We start from the raw sequence: 15,923 nt of genomic DNA, 5'->3' as shown, positions 1-15,923 counted from the left end.
CAAGGAGAACAAGCCCGTGCCCGAACACCTCACCGCCGCAGCGCGACAACGCCACACCGAGACCAGAGCGCGCGCGGAAGCGGCTCTGCTGGCACTCAGCAATGCAGGCGAGCCGGTCACCTTCGCGGCCGTCGCTCGCCGCGCCACGGTCTCCACCGACTTCCTCTACAACCAGCCCGACCTGCGCACAAAGATCAACGACCTCCGCACCAGGCGCCCGCACCACCGAACAACTCCGGAACAGATGTCCGAACGCGAACGGCAGTCCGCATCGTCCGCGGTCAGAGCACTGTCCTCGCAGCTCAAGGAACTCAAACGCCGGCACGCCGAAGAGCTCGGCGAGCTGCGCAAGGCGCTCGCGGTCGCCCACGGCGAGAACCTCGCGCTGCGGCGACGACTCGCCGACTCCCGCTAGCGCCCTGAGGGTAATCGGTTTCGCTGCTCGTCCACGAAACACGACCCGCCGCCTCGGCATTGGAGGGAAGCGCCAGGCCGGGACACGTCGACAGGACAGCGGCAATCGCGTCTTTCTCCGCCTTGGTCACCCACAACCGATACCGGAGTTTGACCGCGACCTGACGAGCCACATAAGCACATCGGAACGCCTTGTTCGGAGGAAGCCACGAGGCGGCATCGGAGTCACTCTTCGCCGAGTTCGGAGCCTGCGTAGTGGCGATGAGATTGAGCGGATCATTCGCCAGGTCGACACGTTCGGCGGCAGACAACTGCTGCGCGCCCTTCTGCCACGAATCACCAAGGGCGACTACATGCTCGATCGGGACGAGTGGCGAAGTCGTCTCCCCGCGAACGAAATTCACCGTGGTCCCGGTATACGGATCGTGAAGGACTCCCGACTGCACCACGCACGGCGGCGCGGCCACACCTGAGCGGCCCTTGCACGTGACGTCCATAAGGTCACGGGAGAGTATGTCCTCGCGAGTGCTCAGCGAGTTCCCGCCCCACATAGCGGTGTTCGTATCAGTCCACGCGGCACCGAACTCGCTGCGCGCATACCCCGTCTTCGGCGCACGACCCTTCACCGCAAGCTGCTCCAACGCGGACAGTGCCTCTTCAACCTGCGCACCAGGCGCAGCGGTCTCCGACACCGGAGCGGCGAATACCGTCCCGCCATCAGCAGGAAGGGCCGAGCAACCAGAAACAGCGACAACGAACGCCGCAGCCACCGCCGCGACGCCGCTCACGCTCTGGCCCATCGCACTGCCACCACAGCCATCAGCGGCATGACATCGACATAATGACCAGCAGAAAGAGGAAGACTCCTTGACAAAGCTGCTGATAACACGTGATCGATCTGGACTGCAGAAGACGTGTCCTGGCCGCGGGCGAACGCGATGGTCTTGTTCGTGTACGGGTCACGGAGCGTACCGGTTTGGACCGAGCAGCTTTTGGAGCCGTCCTTGAATGTCAGGTCGGTGAGGTCACGCCGCAGGATGTCGTTGCGAGTTATCTCTAGCGCCGTATCAGGAGAAAGGCACGGTAGGCACGGCGTGTCGGTGGGCCTGTCCCTCGTGGTTATCCAATAGCGTCTATGTCACAGGTGGGACAGCCATAGGAGTGGCGATGTCGTGTGCTGTAGAGAAGGTCATTTCACTGACGACGGGGCAGTCGGGTTGGGTGATCGTGGACGAAGAATCCATGCGCCCGGTCGCGGAGGCTTCCGAGTGGGTGCTGTTCATGCAAGGCGCCGGAAGGTCACCTCAAACAATCCGCGCATACGTTCCTCGGGTCTGTTGGTTCTTGAACTGGACTGCCGGTCGCGGACTGGATTGGCACGAGATTCGTGTAGGTGAACTCACTCGTTTCAAATTCGCCGTCGAACACACCCCAACCGTCCACCACCGGCTGCGCTCCGGCAGATCGGTCAACGCAGTGATGACTGCTGTCGTCGAATTCCTCAGGTTCTGCGGAATGCGTGGATTGGTCTCCGCAGATGTTGTTTCTGGGCTGTCCCAGCCCAAGTATCTGGCCTACGCACCCCGCGATTTCCACGAAGGTGAATCCGGTCAGCATCGGCTGATTCGTGCCAGAACCCTCAAAGCGCCGGAAGTCGTAAAGCCTCCGGAAATTATTACTGAAGAACAGTTTTCGCATGCTCTGAACTCCGCGAACACCGAACGAGACCGTTTTCTGGTGCTGTTGCTGGTTCGTTCCGGACTCCGAATCGGAGAGGCATTGGGTTCGCGCCGTAGCGACCTGCATTTCCTTCCGACCTCGGTTCATCTGGGATGCCAGGAACGTGGACCTCATGTTCATGTTGTTCGGCGTGAAGGCAATTCGAACGGTGCCCGCGCTAAAGGACAATCCCGAGTCGTACCGGTCAGCGACGAGGTGGTCACTCAGTATCGCGAGTACCTTCTCGAACGAGACAGCGTGCCCACCGCAATGACCTCGGACTTCGTGTTCGTCAACCTTCTCGGGCATCACGCCGGTTCGCCGATGTCGTATTCGAACGCAAAACAGATTGTGGAAAGGATCGGCAACCGTGCCGGTTTCCGATTGCGGCCCCACATGTTCCGGCATACGGCAGCCACAATCTGGACGCGCAACGGCACCGGTATCGACGTGGTTCAGTCGTTGCTCGGTCATGTGAGCCGAGCATCGACCGCGATCTATCAACACCCCGACGCGGAGGACCTGAGGGCGGCAGTGGAAAGAGTGGGCATATGAGCATCACCGCTCTACCCGTCCAGTCGAGAGCCCTCTCGACTGGAAACGAACAGACCTGGAAAGCGTGGTTGATCGAACGAATCGACCCGCAATGGCGAGTCGCGGAATGGGATTCACGCCGACAGGTATTCACCGGAGACGTCGACAACGAAATGACAGCGGTCTATCTGTGCCGAGTCGACCAATGCATGACGGTCGTGGAAATCTTCGACCGCCGTTGCAGGCGGTGCGAACGCCACCGCAAGCTCAACGGGACCTCACCTTCATTCTTCGACCGGACATTCGACCCCGATTCGGTTCCACGAAGAGACGAAAAAGCCTTTTCGAAAGTCGATTTCGAACTCAGTGAGGTGAACGGCACTGTTGCGGCGGAGATTATTTACGGAGTGCAGCAGCGTGACCGTGATCAGATCATCTTGGTTCCGATGCGGATCCGCAGCATAGTTTCCCACCTCCCACCGGATTGTCGCTCACTGCTCGATGTCGCCGGAAATCGCCAGTTCGAGAAGGCACTCGGAGCCGCAGCCGGTGGTGTGTTCCGGTCGTTGGTCACCCATCTGCAGCGGGCGCACGTCGTGTACTCCGGTACTGATCCCACCATGGCCGACGTGTGGAAACCTGCCGTCGTGGGCCTGCAAGCTGCTCCGGACCGGCGATACAGTGCGGCCGGTGGCGTTGTGGACTTCCGAGAGATCAGACAGCGATGGCTTCGAGAGATCACCAAACAATTCGGCCGCGAGGTACGCCCACCCGTGACGACACTGCGGCATACCGTTCATGCCGCCGAAATCGCTTCACGGCAACTCTCGCTGCGCACGAACGGCGATCACCCCGAACTACTCGACCACGGTGACATGAGCGCTGTCGTCGAGGGTTTCCGCACCAGCGCCGATCGAGAGGGCAAGCCCCATTCCTTCACCCATCGAAGATCATTGCTCGGGTGGTGGCGCCGACTTCTCGAGTTCTCACGCCGCACGGGCGCAATGGATGACATCCCCGGCTCCTTCGCACTCGATCTGCGTTCGCACACAATTGCCCAGGTCGAGACCAGCGAGGACGACTTCGGACGCACGATCCCCGAACATGTCATCGCACAACTCGATCAACACCTCGAGCTGCTGGGTAGGCACTCCACGTACTCCGCGCCGGGCTGGAACCCTGACGACTACGCCATGATGTATCAGACGGTCTACCAGATCATCCGGGACACCGGTCGACGCCCGAGTGAAATCGTCGGGCTCAAACGCTCATGCCTGGACTGGGTCGACGGCAAGCCCACACTCGTCTACGACAACCGTAAACGTCGCAGAATGGGGCGTAGATTGCCGATCAGCACTGCAACGGCAACCGTGATCGACCAATGGCTCGACCACCTTCAATCGCTGTCCGTTCCGGACACACTGTGCGACTGGCTCTTTCCCACGCCAGGAACCCGCAACAACATTCGCCGCGGGCACTTGAGCGGTGCGCAGTTCGGGTCCCGGGCCTTCGCCATCTGGATCGATGCAATCCCGGAACTTGTCGACGAAAGACTCGACGATGACGGAAACCCAGCTCTTTACGACAGATCAATGATCACTCCTTATGGATTGCGGCACTCCTACGCTCAGCGGCACGCTGACAACGGGACGCCGGTGGACGTCCTGCGTGAATTGATGGATCATCGCAGCGTCGACACGACCATGGGATATTTCTCCGTCACACTCAAACGTAAACGCCAAGCCACCGAGGAGATTTCGAAGTTCGCGATCGACAGACACGGACGACCGGCGGGATTCACGTCGGTAACGGAGTACGAGCGACAGTCGGTGGCAGTACCCTTCGGAAACTGCACCGAACCCTCGAACATCAAAGCCGGCGGCCAACACTGCCCGATCCGATTCCAGTGCGCAGGATGCTCCTTCTACCGACCGGACCCGTCCTACCGGCCCGCAATCGAGCAGCATCTCGCAGAGCTGCGCACAGACAAAGAAACTGCAATCGCCACCGACTCCGCGTCGTGGGTGATCACCAATTTCGACGCCCAAATTCACGCGTTCACGGACGTCATCTCGTCGATGGACGCAATGCTTGCTGACCTGCCCGCAGACCAGCGTGCGGTCATCGACGATGCCTCCCGCGAACTGCGGAAAGCGCGGACCGCAGCTGCCTTCATCCCGCTCGAGTCCGTAACCACACACACGAACGAGGACGAACAACGATGACTGCCGATGACCGTGACATACGAACCCAACGGCTCATCGCCTCCCGTCGACGTGACAGCGCTGACAAACAACGCAGAACGCTGACAGTCATCGCCGACCTCTCGTCCGCTGGCGAACGCATCAACATCAGCGAAATAGCTCGCCGCGCAGGCGTTTCTCCATGGTTCATCTACAACACCGCAGCAATTCGAACCGCCGTCGAACGCGCCACCGAAGAGCACTCCCACACCGCCACCAGAAGCAGCGCCGGACGCACGTCCGCCACGGCGGACAGTCTTCACGCCGAACTGTTGATGGCGCGTGAGGAAGTTCGGGCGTTACGAACGGACCGCACCAAGCTCGAGACCAAAGTGCAACTCCTACTCGGCAACCAACTCGAACACCTGCCACACGACACACTGCTCGCCCGTATCCACGAGCTCGAACAGATCGCAGCCGAGCTGCGCTCGGACCTCGACTCCGAACGCAGACGCGCCGACACCATGACAACACGAACCGAAGAACTCCAGGACGAGCTCACCGCCGCCCGCGCCTCACTCAAAAGGATGGTTCAAAGCGTTTCTCCAGCACGACGAATCGACGCTATCCGGACATGAATACCTCAGTGGGCATCGCGCCCACTCAGAACTGTGAATCAACACGCGGACAACACGGCAGACATCGCGTCCTTCTCTGCTTGAGTCACCCACAGGCGGTAGATCGACTTCACCGTGATCTGCTTCGAGACGTAGGTGCATCGGTAGGATTTGTTCGGGGGAAGCCAGGATGCGGCATCGGAATCAGACTTCTTCGCGTTCGTCGGCCCATCCACCGGGATCAGATTTCGGGGATCGTTCGCCAGATTCGTGCGCTCCTGAAGACTCAATTGTTGCGCACCCTTCTGCCACGAATCGCTCAACGCGACCACATGGTCAATCTGAACCGCAGTCGAAGTGTCCTGTCCCCGAACAAAATTGATGGTCTTTCCAGTGTAAGGATCAGCCAACGTGCCAGAGAGAACAACACATAGCTTCTTTCCTTCTTTGAAGACCACATCAGTCAGCCGCGAAGCCAACAGATTATTGCGCGTATCGCACCCGTCATGCCCGAACTCCACATCGACATCATCAGACCAGGCTTGACCGAATTGATCTCTGCTGTAACCAGTTTTCGGAGCACGCCCCTTCACCGGAAGCGTCTCCAACAGCGCGACGGAGGAAGCCACATCAACATCGTGCTGACCGACAGGGCTCTCCACAGACAACGATCCTGCTGGGACCACATCCGCCAACGTCGTACTGCAACCGGACATCGACAATCCAACAAAAGCAGTGACGGCAACCAGTAGGGAACGGGAACGCACCAAACGACTATGCAACGTGAAACTCCTAAATCATATGCAGTGCAGAGGATCTACACTCTTATCAACAAAACTCATGAGGATGATTGTCGGGAAATCCCGACATCAGACCAGTCGTGCCACACATCCTCCGAAACCAATCAACCGGCCACATGCGTGTTTGAACATGCCATCGTCCCTATCTGTGCGGTCGAATCAGCCGACTGCCACACGAACTGACCATCGTCACTCACATAACTCACACCGTCGACATCGAACAATGGAACCCCTACCAGCGAGGTTTTGAGATATGTCAAAAATGCGTGCAGATAATACGCGTATCGCAGCCGTTGTGGCCGAATTCGACGGTGACGTCGTCGGTCCAGGCGGTACCGAACAGCGCGCGGTCGTATCCGGTCTTGGGTGCGCGTCCCTTGACGGGGATCTGTGCCAGCAGTTCAATTGCGGCGGACGAAGGAGCCGAGGCTTCGGTCACGACCGTCGTGGTGACACCGGATCCGATTCCCGAACCGAGAGAAGATGTTTCGGGCGCGTCGGCGTTGGAATTGGCGCAACCTCCCAGCACGATCACGGCAGCAATGCCGATGGTGACGCCGGTGATGCCGCGCCTGTGATGTGCCGTGCGTGCCATGTGTGAGAGTCCATTTCTGCGAGAGATGAACTACAAGTATGTCATTCACGACAATTCGGGCCTAACCGGCACTGTCTGTCAGTCTGGTCGAAGAAACCATCGAGTCACCGGGACCGAGACGAGGACCCGCGGACCGTCACGAGTTTCGTCTGCGGCATCCCAGCCGTCGTACTTCTCGCCGAAAAGTCTCAGGAGGTCGACGAATTCGCCGACATCGTGATGAATTGTCGCGAGGCCCTGTGCGACCCATGGGTCGCCAGCGGATCCGTCGACTGCCAACGAGACCCGAGGATCGTCCAGCAGGTTCCGAACCTTACGATTCTGCTCAGCGCTCGGTATCCAGAATGTGTTCTGATGCAGTAAGAACCAGACCGGAGTCGTGTGCGGCGAGCCGTCGCTTCGGAGGGTGGTCAACCACACGCAAGGAGCATCCGCGATAGTCACGGTCCCAGTATCGGCGCCGGCGCGAGGTTCACCAATCGAGTGTTCGGAACGAACAATGCCCGGCCCTCGCCGTTGGCGAGGACCGGGCATTGTCGGGAAGGGAGTGGAAGCGTCAGATCTCGATCTTGGGGGTCTGTTCGCCCAGCTTGTGGCGGGCCAGCGCCAGGTTCGCACGCGCACGGTCCAAAACGAGGTACACGAACAGCGTCGACAGTCCGGGCGTCTCGAGGACGCGAATGAGGTGGTACTGGTTGCTCAGGGTGATCAGGATGTCTTCCAGGGTGTCGGTAATCCCCAAGTTACTCATCGTGCGGAGCTTTGCTCGCACAACCTCGGAGTTGCCGGCGCCGGCGTACTCGAGGCTGAATGACGGGTTGCCGCTCATGCCGAGAACCATTCCGCTGTCGGCGTCGACGACGGCTGCACCGCTGGCACCGTCGATGCGCATCAGTTCGCCGAGGATCTTGTCGATGTTGCTCATTGCTTCTCCTTGGTAGGGCCGAGTCGCGCGGGGCGACTCCAGGTGATGCTTCGGTGGTGAAGTCATCGGTACATTTCGAGGTGGAATCGTTGGTTGCGGCGTCGGGAGTGGGTCGGGCGGCAACTTTTCAGTTTGTGAGATTTGTGGGCTCGTTCCGTTCGGTGCAGATGGGCGGCCATTCGACGACTCGAATTCGTCGATGCGGTCTGCGGGTAGCCAGCTGTCTCCGGCGGGTGCGTTGAGTGGCCGTCTCGTATCCGTCTCGTAGTCCGGGGCCGGCGGCTGGAGTTGCGGATACACCGGTGCGGTCAGCGGTCGCTTGTACGGAATCGGCTGACCACCCGCGTCGGCGACGTTCGCGAACCAGGCGGCGTACCCGGGGTCGCTGCGATCGAGGTTTTGCCCGCGATCGTCGTCTTCCTCGCGGGAACCTCGTCGACGAAAAAGTCCCACTCGTTCCAGCCCCTTATAGACGAACTATTTCCGATCGGAGCGTTCCGGATGAACGCGGCAGACCGGACAATCCCACCCGTAGTTATTTTGCAGTTAAGTCACCGTAGCATGGGTTCGCGAACGGGGCATATAGTCCAATCCCGCAGTCGGGAGGGCGAGGCGCTCGGATTCGGCAGGATGCTCGGGCAATTGGCGCTGACGGGCGATGCCGGTCCGTTCGAATGCCAGTGGCCCTCTGGCATCCTTGAGGGATGAAGAAAACGATCACCGGGTTCATCGGTGCCTGCTCGCTGGTGGCGCTGGTTGCCTGCGGTTCTGACGGAGACAAGCCGACCGAGGTCGGAACACTCACTTCCTCTGCTTCGGCGACCACCACGGCGACGTCGACGACGTCATCCGAGGCTCCGGCGACGTCGTCGGAAATACCTACCGAGACCCCTTCGGTCGACTCGAGTGCTCCGGCTGAGGTCCCGTCCGACCCGAATGTGAGTTCGGCACTGCCACGGACCTACGCGCAGGCGTGCTCCGACGTTCTCCGGTACCTCGACGCCTACCAGCCGGCCATCGACGAGTCCGGAGAGGAAATGGGCATGACGCGTGAATCATTGGCAAACGACATGCTGACCTCCATCCAGGCTTATCCCGAATGGTCGAGCCTGTCTGCCGACGAGCAGGCCGAGGTCACTCGCGGATTCGCCGCAGCGACTGCGGGAAGTTGCTGACCTACTTTCAGAACAACGATTCCTGAATCGCCACGCCAGGGGACTCGAACTCGCCGACGGTGATGGTTCGACCGACCAGTCCGGACACGTCCGCGACAAAGCGTGGCGATTCAGAGTCGGGGTCGATCCGCAGCGAGGCGATCGAACCGGCAAGGCCCTCCAAATACAAGGAATGTTCGCCGGACTCGAAAGTGTGCGGGTACGCGATCAACGGTGCCGCATCGAAGACCATGTCAGCGCACGCCGGCGCCGTCCATTCTTCGGGAGCCTCCAGGATCTCGATTCCGTCGATGTCCGATCCGATGTCATTCAGCTCGTCTTTGATCGACGATACGAAGTGGTGCAACGACTTTCGTAGTTTCTCTCGATCCAAGGGCCCTGTCAACGCTTCGATTTTCCGAGACGTACGTATTGCCTGGCTCAAGTGGAAGTGCTCCGAAACTCGGGCTTCGAGGGCGCGAATGCTGTAACCGTCCGTCGACCGCGCTACGAACAATGCGCAGACTGCCCCTTGTTCGGCGACTCGCGGATGCTTGCGGAACTCGGAAGCCGTCCCCACCTTCATCTGGCCGCCGGCGAATACGTCGACGTAGAGCCATTGTGGTTGTGCGAGGTAGGTACGCACATTCGGATGAATGTGCGCGCCGCTGACGTGTGCCTGATGAACCGTGGTGAACCCCTCACGATTTCGGCATCGGTCGCATTGGCGTCCTGCGGTGACCGTCGCCCCGCGGTCGCACGGCGAGTGTCCTGGACCTTCGGCGGTGAGATCTCGCCAGCCGAGGCAGCGGCGGCCCTTCGTCTCGTCGACGGAGAATCGCAGCACCGAGTCGTGAGTGAAGAAGGTCGTAGCGGAAGTGGTGTCGTCGACGCATCGGATCCGCGGTGCTGTCGGGTTCGACCAATCGATTCCGCGAACGAGCAGGGTCATGATGAAGTGTCGATTCCTTCTGTAGTTCGCAGGTCGACACCTATGGTAGTCACTGCACATGCGGGTCAGTGCAGTGGTTGTGCCCCACGTTGTTCGAGCATCAGCGTCATCAGCCCGGATTCCTGACTCTGGGTGTTGATCATGTCGCGGGCGGACTGTTTCACCGGCCCGCTCTCGAGCAGGGCATCGGCGGCCTGCGCCATGGCGATCCCGCCACGGTGGTGGCGTTCCATCAGTTGAAGGAAAAGGACCTCGGCGTCGAGCCCGCGAGCGCTGCTCAGTTTCTCGAGTTCTTCGGTCGTAGCCATACCAGGCATGGAGTCGGTCTCGGTGTCCAGCGTTGCCGGGTGATGACGAGAGTCACCCGCGCCGCTCGGCGACGCCTCCATCCACGCCATCGGCGTTCTACTGTTCGGCGGGACACCGGCCAACCTCAGCCAACCGAGCATGACACCGATTTCCGTTCGTTGAACATCGTCGATCTGCTGGGCCAGTCTCGTCACCGCCGGGTCCACATCGGGACTCAGACGCGCGAGAATGAAGAGGGCCTGTTGATGGTGGGCCGCCATGTCGTGCACGAATCCGATTTCGGTTTCGCTCAGAACAGCTCTCTGCGTGTGGTTCTCGGGTGCGAACAGCGGACGCAGTGCTGCGCCGAGTACGAGCAGCATCAGTGCTGCAGCCACGAGTGCGACGGCTTTGACCGCTCGCGGTGCCGTCATGATCCCACGGTCGTCTTCTGGTCAGCCGGTGGTGTGTAGACACCGTTTTCGAGTTGCATGGCAACAAAGCCGTTGTCGGCGCACGTCGCCCACAACGTGGTCCCGCGCCATTCGGGCGGGGAGAAGCACCAATCGGTCGAGATGTCGCCGAGAGCGACCATGCCCGACCGCGAACTCAGTGCTTGGCCGGGGTCGAACTGGCCCTGCGCGATCGACTGCGCGATTGCCGGGGTGCTGAGAACGGGTACCCCGATGAGCGACGCGAGAGCGTGTGGCGAGTTGGCGAGTTCGAGATTGCCGCCGGTCCGAGCAGGTGGGTTGAAGTACGCAATTTCGTGGACGTCGAAGGGATCTCGAACATCGAAGACCCGAATCCCGCTCGAGATCCATCCACATGCCAGCGCCGTCGGGTCGACCGGGCGATCTGCCGAACAGTAGTGAGATTCGTACGCGAACAGCGATCCGCCGGCAGCAGACGCCAGCGCAGCGTCTTGATTCTCCGGCAGATTGATTTCGAGCTTCACTGAATTGACGACCGACGGTTCGTCGTCATCGGAGACGTCGATCAATTTGACTCCGCCGGAACCACCTTCGTCGACGGTGAACAGGTACGGCGAACCGTCGTAGGTGACCGGAATGCTGTGTTGGGTGGCCCACCCGTCGGTCCACGAGAGCTGGGACAGTTGGCGCACCCGAGGATTCGGGACGCGGCGCTGAACCTCACTGATGTCGAGGACATGTATTCCGCCGAGATTGTTCGACAAGTACATGCGATTTCCGTCGGGACTGATTCCGAAGCCGTGCGTCGACAACCCGATGAGGTCCTGCCAGACGACGCGTGGGTTGGCGGGATCGGTGAGATCGACGGCGCTCACCACGCCGGGAGCGGTGCCGGAAGACCAGTAGGTGTTCCCGTCCGGTGAAAATCCTCCCTCGTGATTGGTGATGGGCAGCAGCATCCCCAGATCGGTTCCTGGTCCGGGGTTGAGTAGTTTCGGGTGCGCGCAATCGGAGATGTCGTAGACCGACATCAGGCCGACGCCGGTCAAGAGCGGAACGCCCGTGCCCACCAGCAGCTTTCGCGCGGTGTTGACCTTGAGGCTCTCCCACGTTCCGGCCAGCATCGCGGGTTCGGTCAGCGTGGCGGTGAGAGCAGGATTGGCAGGATCCGATACGTCGAGAACTTGGACGCCCTGGGCGGGGCCCAGGAGGTTCCCGGGGAAGAAACTGCCGACGTACGAGCAGTGTTCGAAGTTGGTGGACGTGATCCCGCCGCCGCGACCCGAGTAGCCGCCGATCTGAGACATGTTGCAGCTGTAGCCGTCTCGGCTGCGTCCGCTGTTTCGGTCCTCGGCCGGAACATCACCCTGCAACCCGGTCTCGGGCATCGATCCCGGGCCGCATTCGGCGCGGCTTGCGGCGGTGGAAGCGACACCCGGGTTCTCGTGGATCGAGCCCGGGGCAGTGGCGGGCTCAGCCGACGCGACGCACACGGGAAGGACGGTGATCAAGGCGACGAGTGCGATGGCAGATCTGGTTCTGATGGTCGTGAACGATTTCATCGAGTCCAACTCCCGGTGCGGGATTGCCTTTCGTATCTCACGGGCAGACGTATCTCACGGACAGGCAGCACGGAGGGCAGGCGCGTGTTCGAGCGCTCACGACGATCGGGTCGGGGTGTGAACCGGTGTCGGGCCGCAACCAACCGGACAATGCTGTCCGGTTGGTATCGTAGTGTGCGTGACATCGTCTGGCCGCGTCAATAGCGGATCTCTCAACAGAGGGCCGAGAGATGCGGCGCGCAATCGTGCGGCACTCGTCTCAGCAGCTCGTGAGGTGTTCGCCACTCAGGGTTTTGCTGCTCCGCTCAGCCTGATCGCCCGCACGGCCGGCGTCGGTCAGGGCAGCCTCTACCGGCACTTTCCCACTCGCGAAAGCCTCGCACTCGCGGTGTTCGACGAGAACATCGTCGAGCTGCAAGATATGGCTGCCGATCCGGATTCGACTCTCGACGATCTTTTTCGATTGTTGGTAGACCAGATCACCACCTCCATCGTGTTCGTGGAGGTCATCAAGCCCGTCTCCTTCGGCGACTCACGACTGAATTCGGCAGGCACCCGCCTGACCGATCTCCTCGAAGGACGCCTCGAGGAGGCGCGTCGAGCTGGGAAGATACGCGAGTCCGTGACTGCTGAGGACGTGATTCTGGCGATCGCGATGTTCGCCGCGATCATGGAACGGACTGCCGAGAGCTCGCGAAAAGAAGTCGCGCACTCGGCCTGGAACCTACTTGTGCAGGGACTGGCCGGGCCGGCAGCGGCGGGCTGAGTCGCGTTCGCCTCGCGCCTCGAGGTGATCGCCTAGGCTCGTGGCATGGCTATTGTCTGGACAGTTCCTCGCGCTATCGGCTCCACCTTGCTCGTTGCTCCGTTGATCAAGGAGTTCCTTGTCGAGGGTGACGGCACCCTCGATGCAAAACTGACTGCGGTCGGTACGGTCTCTGCCTCTCTCGAGAAGCAAGTCGGCCGCACGTTCACCTCGATCAGCGCTGCTTCGGCGGCAATCTTTTCCGGTGCTGCCGGTTCCACCAGCGTGCCAGACGCACTACGTCTGGCCGTGATGCGCACTCTGTCCACCGAGGTCGTCGTCAGGAAGCCCGCTCCGCAGCCGTTCTCCGAGAAGGTCGGGAAGAGGCTGGGGCAGTATGTCTTTGCTTTGCGTGACCCGCGTAACGACCAGGTGTTCCATGTCGGGCACGGCACGGGAAATCAAGTATTCGCGCCGGTATTCGAAGCGCTCGGTGAACTCGCGAACCTCGAAGGAGCGGACGCTCCGGCCGAGTCGAATGGTGCTGTGACGGCAGCCAAGATCGCTCGGATCCGCGAGATCTACGACGCAGGTTCGGCGGTGGAGCACTTCGTACTCCTCCGCTCGGTCTCTGCCGCCACGGATTCGGCCGCCACTACCGACGAGGTCGTCCGCGGCATCGTGGAAGCCTTGCGGATCACCGACGCGGGAGAGGGTCTGACCAATCTCGCAGGCGATACCTCGGACAAGGACGCCCGAGCGACCCGCGTCGAGGAACTCGCATTGCGCTACTCGGCTGATCCCGCGCCGGAACTCCCGACGCCGAGCATCGTCCTCCACGTACCGGCCTCCGCCCGTCCGGGAGCAACGCCGGAAGAGATCTACGAACTCGCGCGCGCCGAGTGGTCTGCCGGTGCGGCTGTTCGTGCCGAGATCGGAATTCCCGTTCTGGTGTTTGCCGACAGCATCATTCGTGGTGCCTTCCGTGCTCAGTCATGGGAGGTGTCCACCCGCAATGCCGACGGAAGCCAACTGTGGCGGTTCAACGGAACCGTCGACGACGAGCTTGCTGCCAAGTACGTCGGAACCGAGGTCACCCCACACAACGTCGGACTGAAGAAGTGGCCCGTCAGTGGTTGGGTCACGAGGTTGACTACCGCCCGTCCAGGTGCGGTCATGCCGGGACCTCGTAAGTCCAAGTAACGCAACAACTTCAGGTAGAAGGAATTGTGGGGGCGGGATCCGTTCGGATCCAGCCCCCACAATATCGTTGCCCGGGGTTGTCAGCCGAGCAATCCGCTTCCCAGATAGTCGTTCTCGGTGCATCCCGGCGGAATGAGATACACCGCAGAACCGATCGGCGTCGTCCACTCGTTGAGTGCGTCGAAGTCACTCAATCGCTGTTGGACCGGTAGATATTGCTCGGCGATGTCCCGTTGGAATGCTGCGAAGATCAATCCCGAATTCGAGGTCTGCCCGCTCTCGGGTGCGTCGTCGTAGTTGTATGCCCGACGGAAGAACTGCTCCTTCTCATGCGTCTGGTGGGCTCGCGCGATGTGTGATCCTGGCGGGATCACCGGAATCCCGAACTTGTCCGTGAGTGTGAAATCCGCTTCGTCGAATTCGTTGGTTCCGTTGAGCGGAGCGCCATTGGACAACGTGCGCCCCATCGTGAGTTCGCGCCCCGAACGGTCGAGTTCGTCCCAGGTATCCATTTCCATGCGAATGCGTCGCAGTACCAACGAGGTTCCGCCCGCCAGCCACGGTTGACCGGCGCCGTCGTGCCAGATCAGTGAATCGAAATCCACTGTTCCCGGAGCAGGATTGACCGTCCCGTCCACTTGGCCCATGAGATTGCGCATCGTGGTTCCCTCGGGCGTGGTGCCGCGAGCGTTGCGGAATCCCTTTTGTGTCCACCGGATTGTCGTCAGTGATCGGACGTTCTTGGTCAGAACTCGCACAGCATGAGCAATGGTCACCGGATCGTCGCCACAAATCTGCAGCAACAGGTCCGACCCGCCCCATCGGTCGTCAAGTCGGTCGATCTCGTAGCTCGGCAACGGCTCGAACCAGTCCGGTTGACGTGCTTGCAATCCCAGCTTGGTGAACAGGCCAGGACCGTAGCCGACGGTCACCGTCAAGCGGGCCGGATCCACGGCCAGTTCCCGTTCGGTATCCGCCAACGCCGGGTTACCGGCGGTCAGCCGTGACGCATCCTCGGACCACATCTTCATGATCCCGACGACCACAGCTCGATCGGCTCCAGGCAATAGGTCGAACCCGATGAACGTGCCGTGCGCTTGCGGAGTGGTGGCGATCCCAGCTTGGTGGACGCCGTAGAACGGTTCCACCAGCTTGCCTGCTTGCTGCTCGTGTTCGCTGCGCTCCACCACTGTGGTTGCGCCCCAAGTTATTCCCGCGACGCCGAGCGCGGCGGCGCCTCCTCCGAGAAGGCGCCGCCGGCTGAGTGCTCGGCTGGGCGGGTTCGTGTTCTCAGCCACCGTGATTCGGGTCGTAGTTCTCCTGATTACCGGAGAAGTCGCGAATCTGGGCTGTGAACGTGGTGCTGGAACCGTCGTCGTAGATCAAGGTGAGGTCGGTTTCTGCGCCTGGGAGCAGCGGCGCGGACAGGTCCATGAACATGAGGTGGTCACCGCCCGGGGTGAGGGAGGCGGACCCGTTGGCAGGGACCAGGAAACCGCCGTCCTTGGGACGCATCGTCATCGTTCCGCCGTCGCCGGTCACGACTTCGTGCAGTTCGAGTCGAGACGACGCGGGGCTGGTGGCCGAGACCACGCGTACGTCCTTGTCACTGGAGTTGACGAGTTCGGCGAACGCCGCGCTCATTCCTTCCGGCGCGGCCTTGACCCATTGATCCTGAACTGTGATGGATTGTGCAGCTTCGGTTTCCTTGTCGGAGTTGGAAGAACAGCCGGTCAGGGCGAGAGCTGCGGACAGTGCAACAGCTGCGAATATCTTTGTGCGAACAGTCATGTGTGTC

At 61.0% G+C, this 15,923-nt stretch carries 16 protein-coding genes and 2 pseudogenes; 7 read left to right on the top strand and 11 right to left on the bottom strand.

Going from position 1 to position 15,923, the window contains the following annotated elements:
• The first annotated feature begins 16 nt into the window (after positions 1 to 16).
• A complete protein-coding gene (locus G4D79_RS28725) occupies positions 17 to 415 on the top strand; it encodes a DUF6262 family protein (protein ID WP_047270891.1) in 399 nt (132 codons plus the stop codon).
• Here the strand turns inward: G4D79_RS28725 and G4D79_RS28720 are convergent.
• Positions 312 to 1,214 (bottom strand): HNH endonuclease family protein, encoded by a 903-nt coding sequence (locus tag G4D79_RS28720; RefSeq protein ID WP_070160272.1) that lies wholly within the window; start codon positions 1,212 to 1,214, stop codon positions 312 to 314. The genes G4D79_RS28725 and G4D79_RS28720 overlap by 104 nt on opposite strands.
• Before the next feature lie 80 nt (positions 1,215 to 1,294).
• A pseudogene (locus G4D79_RS34685) lies at positions 1,295 to 1,465 on the bottom strand (HNH endonuclease); the annotation flags it as partial.
• A 116-nt stretch (positions 1,466 to 1,581) separates the two neighbouring features.
• Here G4D79_RS34685 and G4D79_RS28715 point away from each other — a divergent pair.
• From G4D79_RS28715 to G4D79_RS28705, 3 genes are read left to right on the top strand one after another with little or no spacing between them, the layout of a single operon-like run.
• A complete protein-coding gene (locus G4D79_RS28715; RefSeq protein WP_073512087.1) occupies positions 1,582 to 2,688 on the top strand; it encodes a tyrosine-type recombinase/integrase in 1,107 nt (368 codons plus the stop codon).
• Positions 2,685 to 4,892, top strand: a complete 2,208-nt coding sequence (locus G4D79_RS28710) for a site-specific integrase (protein WP_099696970.1) — start codon at positions 2,685 to 2,687, stop codon at positions 4,890 to 4,892. The genes G4D79_RS28715 and G4D79_RS28710 overlap by 4 nt, the downstream gene beginning before the upstream one ends.
• Entirely contained in the window at positions 4,889 to 5,488 is a 600-nt protein-coding gene (locus G4D79_RS28705) for a DUF6262 family protein (RefSeq protein WP_073511952.1), read from the top strand. Before G4D79_RS28710 ends, G4D79_RS28705 begins: the two co-directional genes overlap by 4 nt.
• A gap of 41 nt (positions 5,489 to 5,529) precedes the next feature.
• On the opposite strand, the pseudogene G4D79_RS28700 reads toward G4D79_RS28705, so the two are convergent.
• The 4 genes and pseudogenes from G4D79_RS28700 to G4D79_RS34675 form a co-directional block, all read right to left on the bottom strand.
• Positions 5,530 to 6,237: pseudogene (locus G4D79_RS28700) on the bottom strand (HNH endonuclease family protein); the annotation flags it as partial.
• Positions 6,238 to 6,523: 286 nt separating this feature from the next.
• A complete protein-coding gene (locus tag G4D79_RS35435) occupies positions 6,524 to 6,862 on the bottom strand; it encodes a hypothetical protein (protein WP_374223439.1) in 339 nt (112 codons plus the stop codon).
• Positions 6,863 to 6,940: 78 nt separating this feature from the next.
• A complete protein-coding gene (locus G4D79_RS28690; RefSeq protein WP_047269305.1) occupies positions 6,941 to 7,306 on the bottom strand; it encodes a pyridoxamine 5'-phosphate oxidase family protein in 366 nt (121 codons plus the stop codon).
• Positions 7,307 to 7,418: 112 nt separating this feature from the next.
• Positions 7,419 to 7,787, bottom strand: a complete 369-nt coding sequence (locus G4D79_RS34675) for a hypothetical protein (RefSeq protein ID WP_020906454.1) — start codon at positions 7,785 to 7,787, stop codon at positions 7,419 to 7,421.
• A gap of 704 nt (positions 7,788 to 8,491) precedes the next feature.
• On the opposite strand from G4D79_RS34675, the gene G4D79_RS28680 reads away from it, so the two are divergent.
• The gene (locus G4D79_RS28680) at positions 8,492 to 8,962 is read left to right on the top strand and encodes a hypothetical protein (protein ID WP_003945723.1); all 471 of its coding nucleotides are present in this window, start codon (positions 8,492 to 8,494) and stop codon (positions 8,960 to 8,962) included.
• Positions 8,963 to 8,969: 7 nt separating this feature from the next.
• Here the strand turns inward: G4D79_RS28680 and G4D79_RS28675 are convergent, their stop codons facing one another.
• The 3 genes from G4D79_RS28675 to G4D79_RS28665 form a co-directional block, all read right to left on the bottom strand.
• On the bottom strand, positions 8,970 to 9,893 hold the full coding sequence (locus G4D79_RS28675) for a DUF2797 domain-containing protein (protein WP_054187969.1): 924 nt from the start codon (positions 9,891 to 9,893) through the stop codon (positions 8,970 to 8,972).
• 65 nt (positions 9,894 to 9,958) lie between these two features.
• Positions 9,959 to 10,615 carry a DUF305 domain-containing protein gene (locus tag G4D79_RS28670; RefSeq protein ID WP_007734614.1) on the bottom strand — a complete coding sequence of 219 codons (657 nt, stop codon included), beginning with the start codon at positions 10,613 to 10,615 and terminating at the stop codon, positions 9,959 to 9,961.
• Positions 10,612 to 12,177 (bottom strand): LVIVD repeat-containing protein, encoded by a 1,566-nt coding sequence (locus G4D79_RS28665; RefSeq protein WP_003945495.1) that lies wholly within the window; start codon positions 12,175 to 12,177, stop codon positions 10,612 to 10,614. The genes G4D79_RS28670 and G4D79_RS28665 overlap by 4 nt, the downstream gene beginning before the upstream one ends.
• A gap of 178 nt (positions 12,178 to 12,355) precedes the next feature.
• On the opposite strand from G4D79_RS28665, the gene G4D79_RS28660 reads away from it, so the two are divergent.
• The gene (locus tag G4D79_RS28660) at positions 12,356 to 12,943 is read left to right on the top strand and encodes a TetR/AcrR family transcriptional regulator (RefSeq protein ID WP_223304676.1); all 588 of its coding nucleotides are present in this window, start codon (positions 12,356 to 12,358) and stop codon (positions 12,941 to 12,943) included.
• A 45-nt stretch (positions 12,944 to 12,988) separates the two neighbouring features.
• Positions 12,989 to 14,125, top strand: coding sequence for a GIY-YIG nuclease family protein (locus tag G4D79_RS28655; RefSeq protein WP_054800699.1), 1,137 nt, complete (start codon positions 12,989 to 12,991; stop codon positions 14,123 to 14,125).
• Positions 14,126 to 14,205: 80 nt separating this feature from the next.
• On the opposite strand, the gene G4D79_RS28650 is transcribed toward G4D79_RS28655, so the two are convergent.
• Both G4D79_RS28650 and G4D79_RS28645 read right to left on the bottom strand, forming a co-directional pair.
• The gene (locus tag G4D79_RS28650) at positions 14,206 to 15,423 is read right to left on the bottom strand and encodes a Dyp-type peroxidase (protein ID WP_099696968.1); all 1,218 of its coding nucleotides are present in this window, start codon (positions 15,421 to 15,423) and stop codon (positions 14,206 to 14,208) included.
• Entirely contained in the window at positions 15,416 to 15,916 is a 501-nt protein-coding gene (locus tag G4D79_RS28645; protein ID WP_003945769.1) for a copper chaperone PCu(A)C, read from the bottom strand. Before G4D79_RS28645 ends, G4D79_RS28650 begins: the two co-directional genes overlap by 8 nt.
• Positions 15,917 to 15,923: the final 7 nt, after the last annotated feature.

The sequence above is a fragment of the Rhodococcus sp. WY5 genome (assembly GCF_018588185.1).
GTDB lineage: Bacteria > Actinomycetota > Actinomycetes > Mycobacteriales > Mycobacteriaceae > Rhodococcus_F > Rhodococcus_F qingshengii.
This window is presented reverse-complemented; position numbering and strand designations above follow the sequence as displayed.

Bases quoted from the DNA above. Each gene is read 5' to 3' on its own strand.
- G4D79_RS28645 (WP_003945769.1), bottom strand. From the start codon at position 15,916: ATGACTGTTCGCACAAAGATATTCGCAGCTGTTGCACTGTCCGCAGCT.
- G4D79_RS28665 (WP_003945495.1), bottom strand. From the start codon at position 12,177: ATGAAATCGTTCACGACCATCAGAACCAGATCTGCCATCGCACTCGTC.
- G4D79_RS35435 (WP_374223439.1), bottom strand. From the start codon at position 6,862: ATGGCACGCACGGCACATCACAGGCGCGGCATCACCGGCGTCACCATC.
- G4D79_RS28720 (WP_070160272.1), bottom strand. From the start codon at position 1,214: ATGGGCCAGAGCGTGAGCGGCGTCGCGGCGGTGGCTGCGGCGTTCGTT.
- G4D79_RS28705 (WP_073511952.1), top strand. From the start codon at position 4,889: ATGACTGCCGATGACCGTGACATACGAACCCAACGGCTCATCGCCTCC.
- G4D79_RS28680 (WP_003945723.1), top strand. From the start codon at position 8,492: ATGAAGAAAACGATCACCGGGTTCATCGGTGCCTGCTCGCTGGTGGCG.
- G4D79_RS34675 (WP_020906454.1), bottom strand. From the start codon at position 7,787: ATGAGCAACATCGACAAGATCCTCGGCGAACTGATGCGCATCGACGGT.
- G4D79_RS28655 (WP_054800699.1), top strand. From the start codon at position 12,989: ATGGCTATTGTCTGGACAGTTCCTCGCGCTATCGGCTCCACCTTGCTC.
- G4D79_RS28715 (WP_073512087.1), top strand. From the start codon at position 1,582: ATGTCGTGTGCTGTAGAGAAGGTCATTTCACTGACGACGGGGCAGTCG.
- G4D79_RS28710 (WP_099696970.1), top strand. From the start codon at position 2,685: ATGAGCATCACCGCTCTACCCGTCCAGTCGAGAGCCCTCTCGACTGGA.
- G4D79_RS28670 (WP_007734614.1), bottom strand. From the start codon at position 10,615: ATGACGGCACCGCGAGCGGTCAAAGCCGTCGCACTCGTGGCTGCAGCA.
- G4D79_RS28675 (WP_054187969.1), bottom strand. From the start codon at position 9,893: ATGACCCTGCTCGTTCGCGGAATCGATTGGTCGAACCCGACAGCACCG.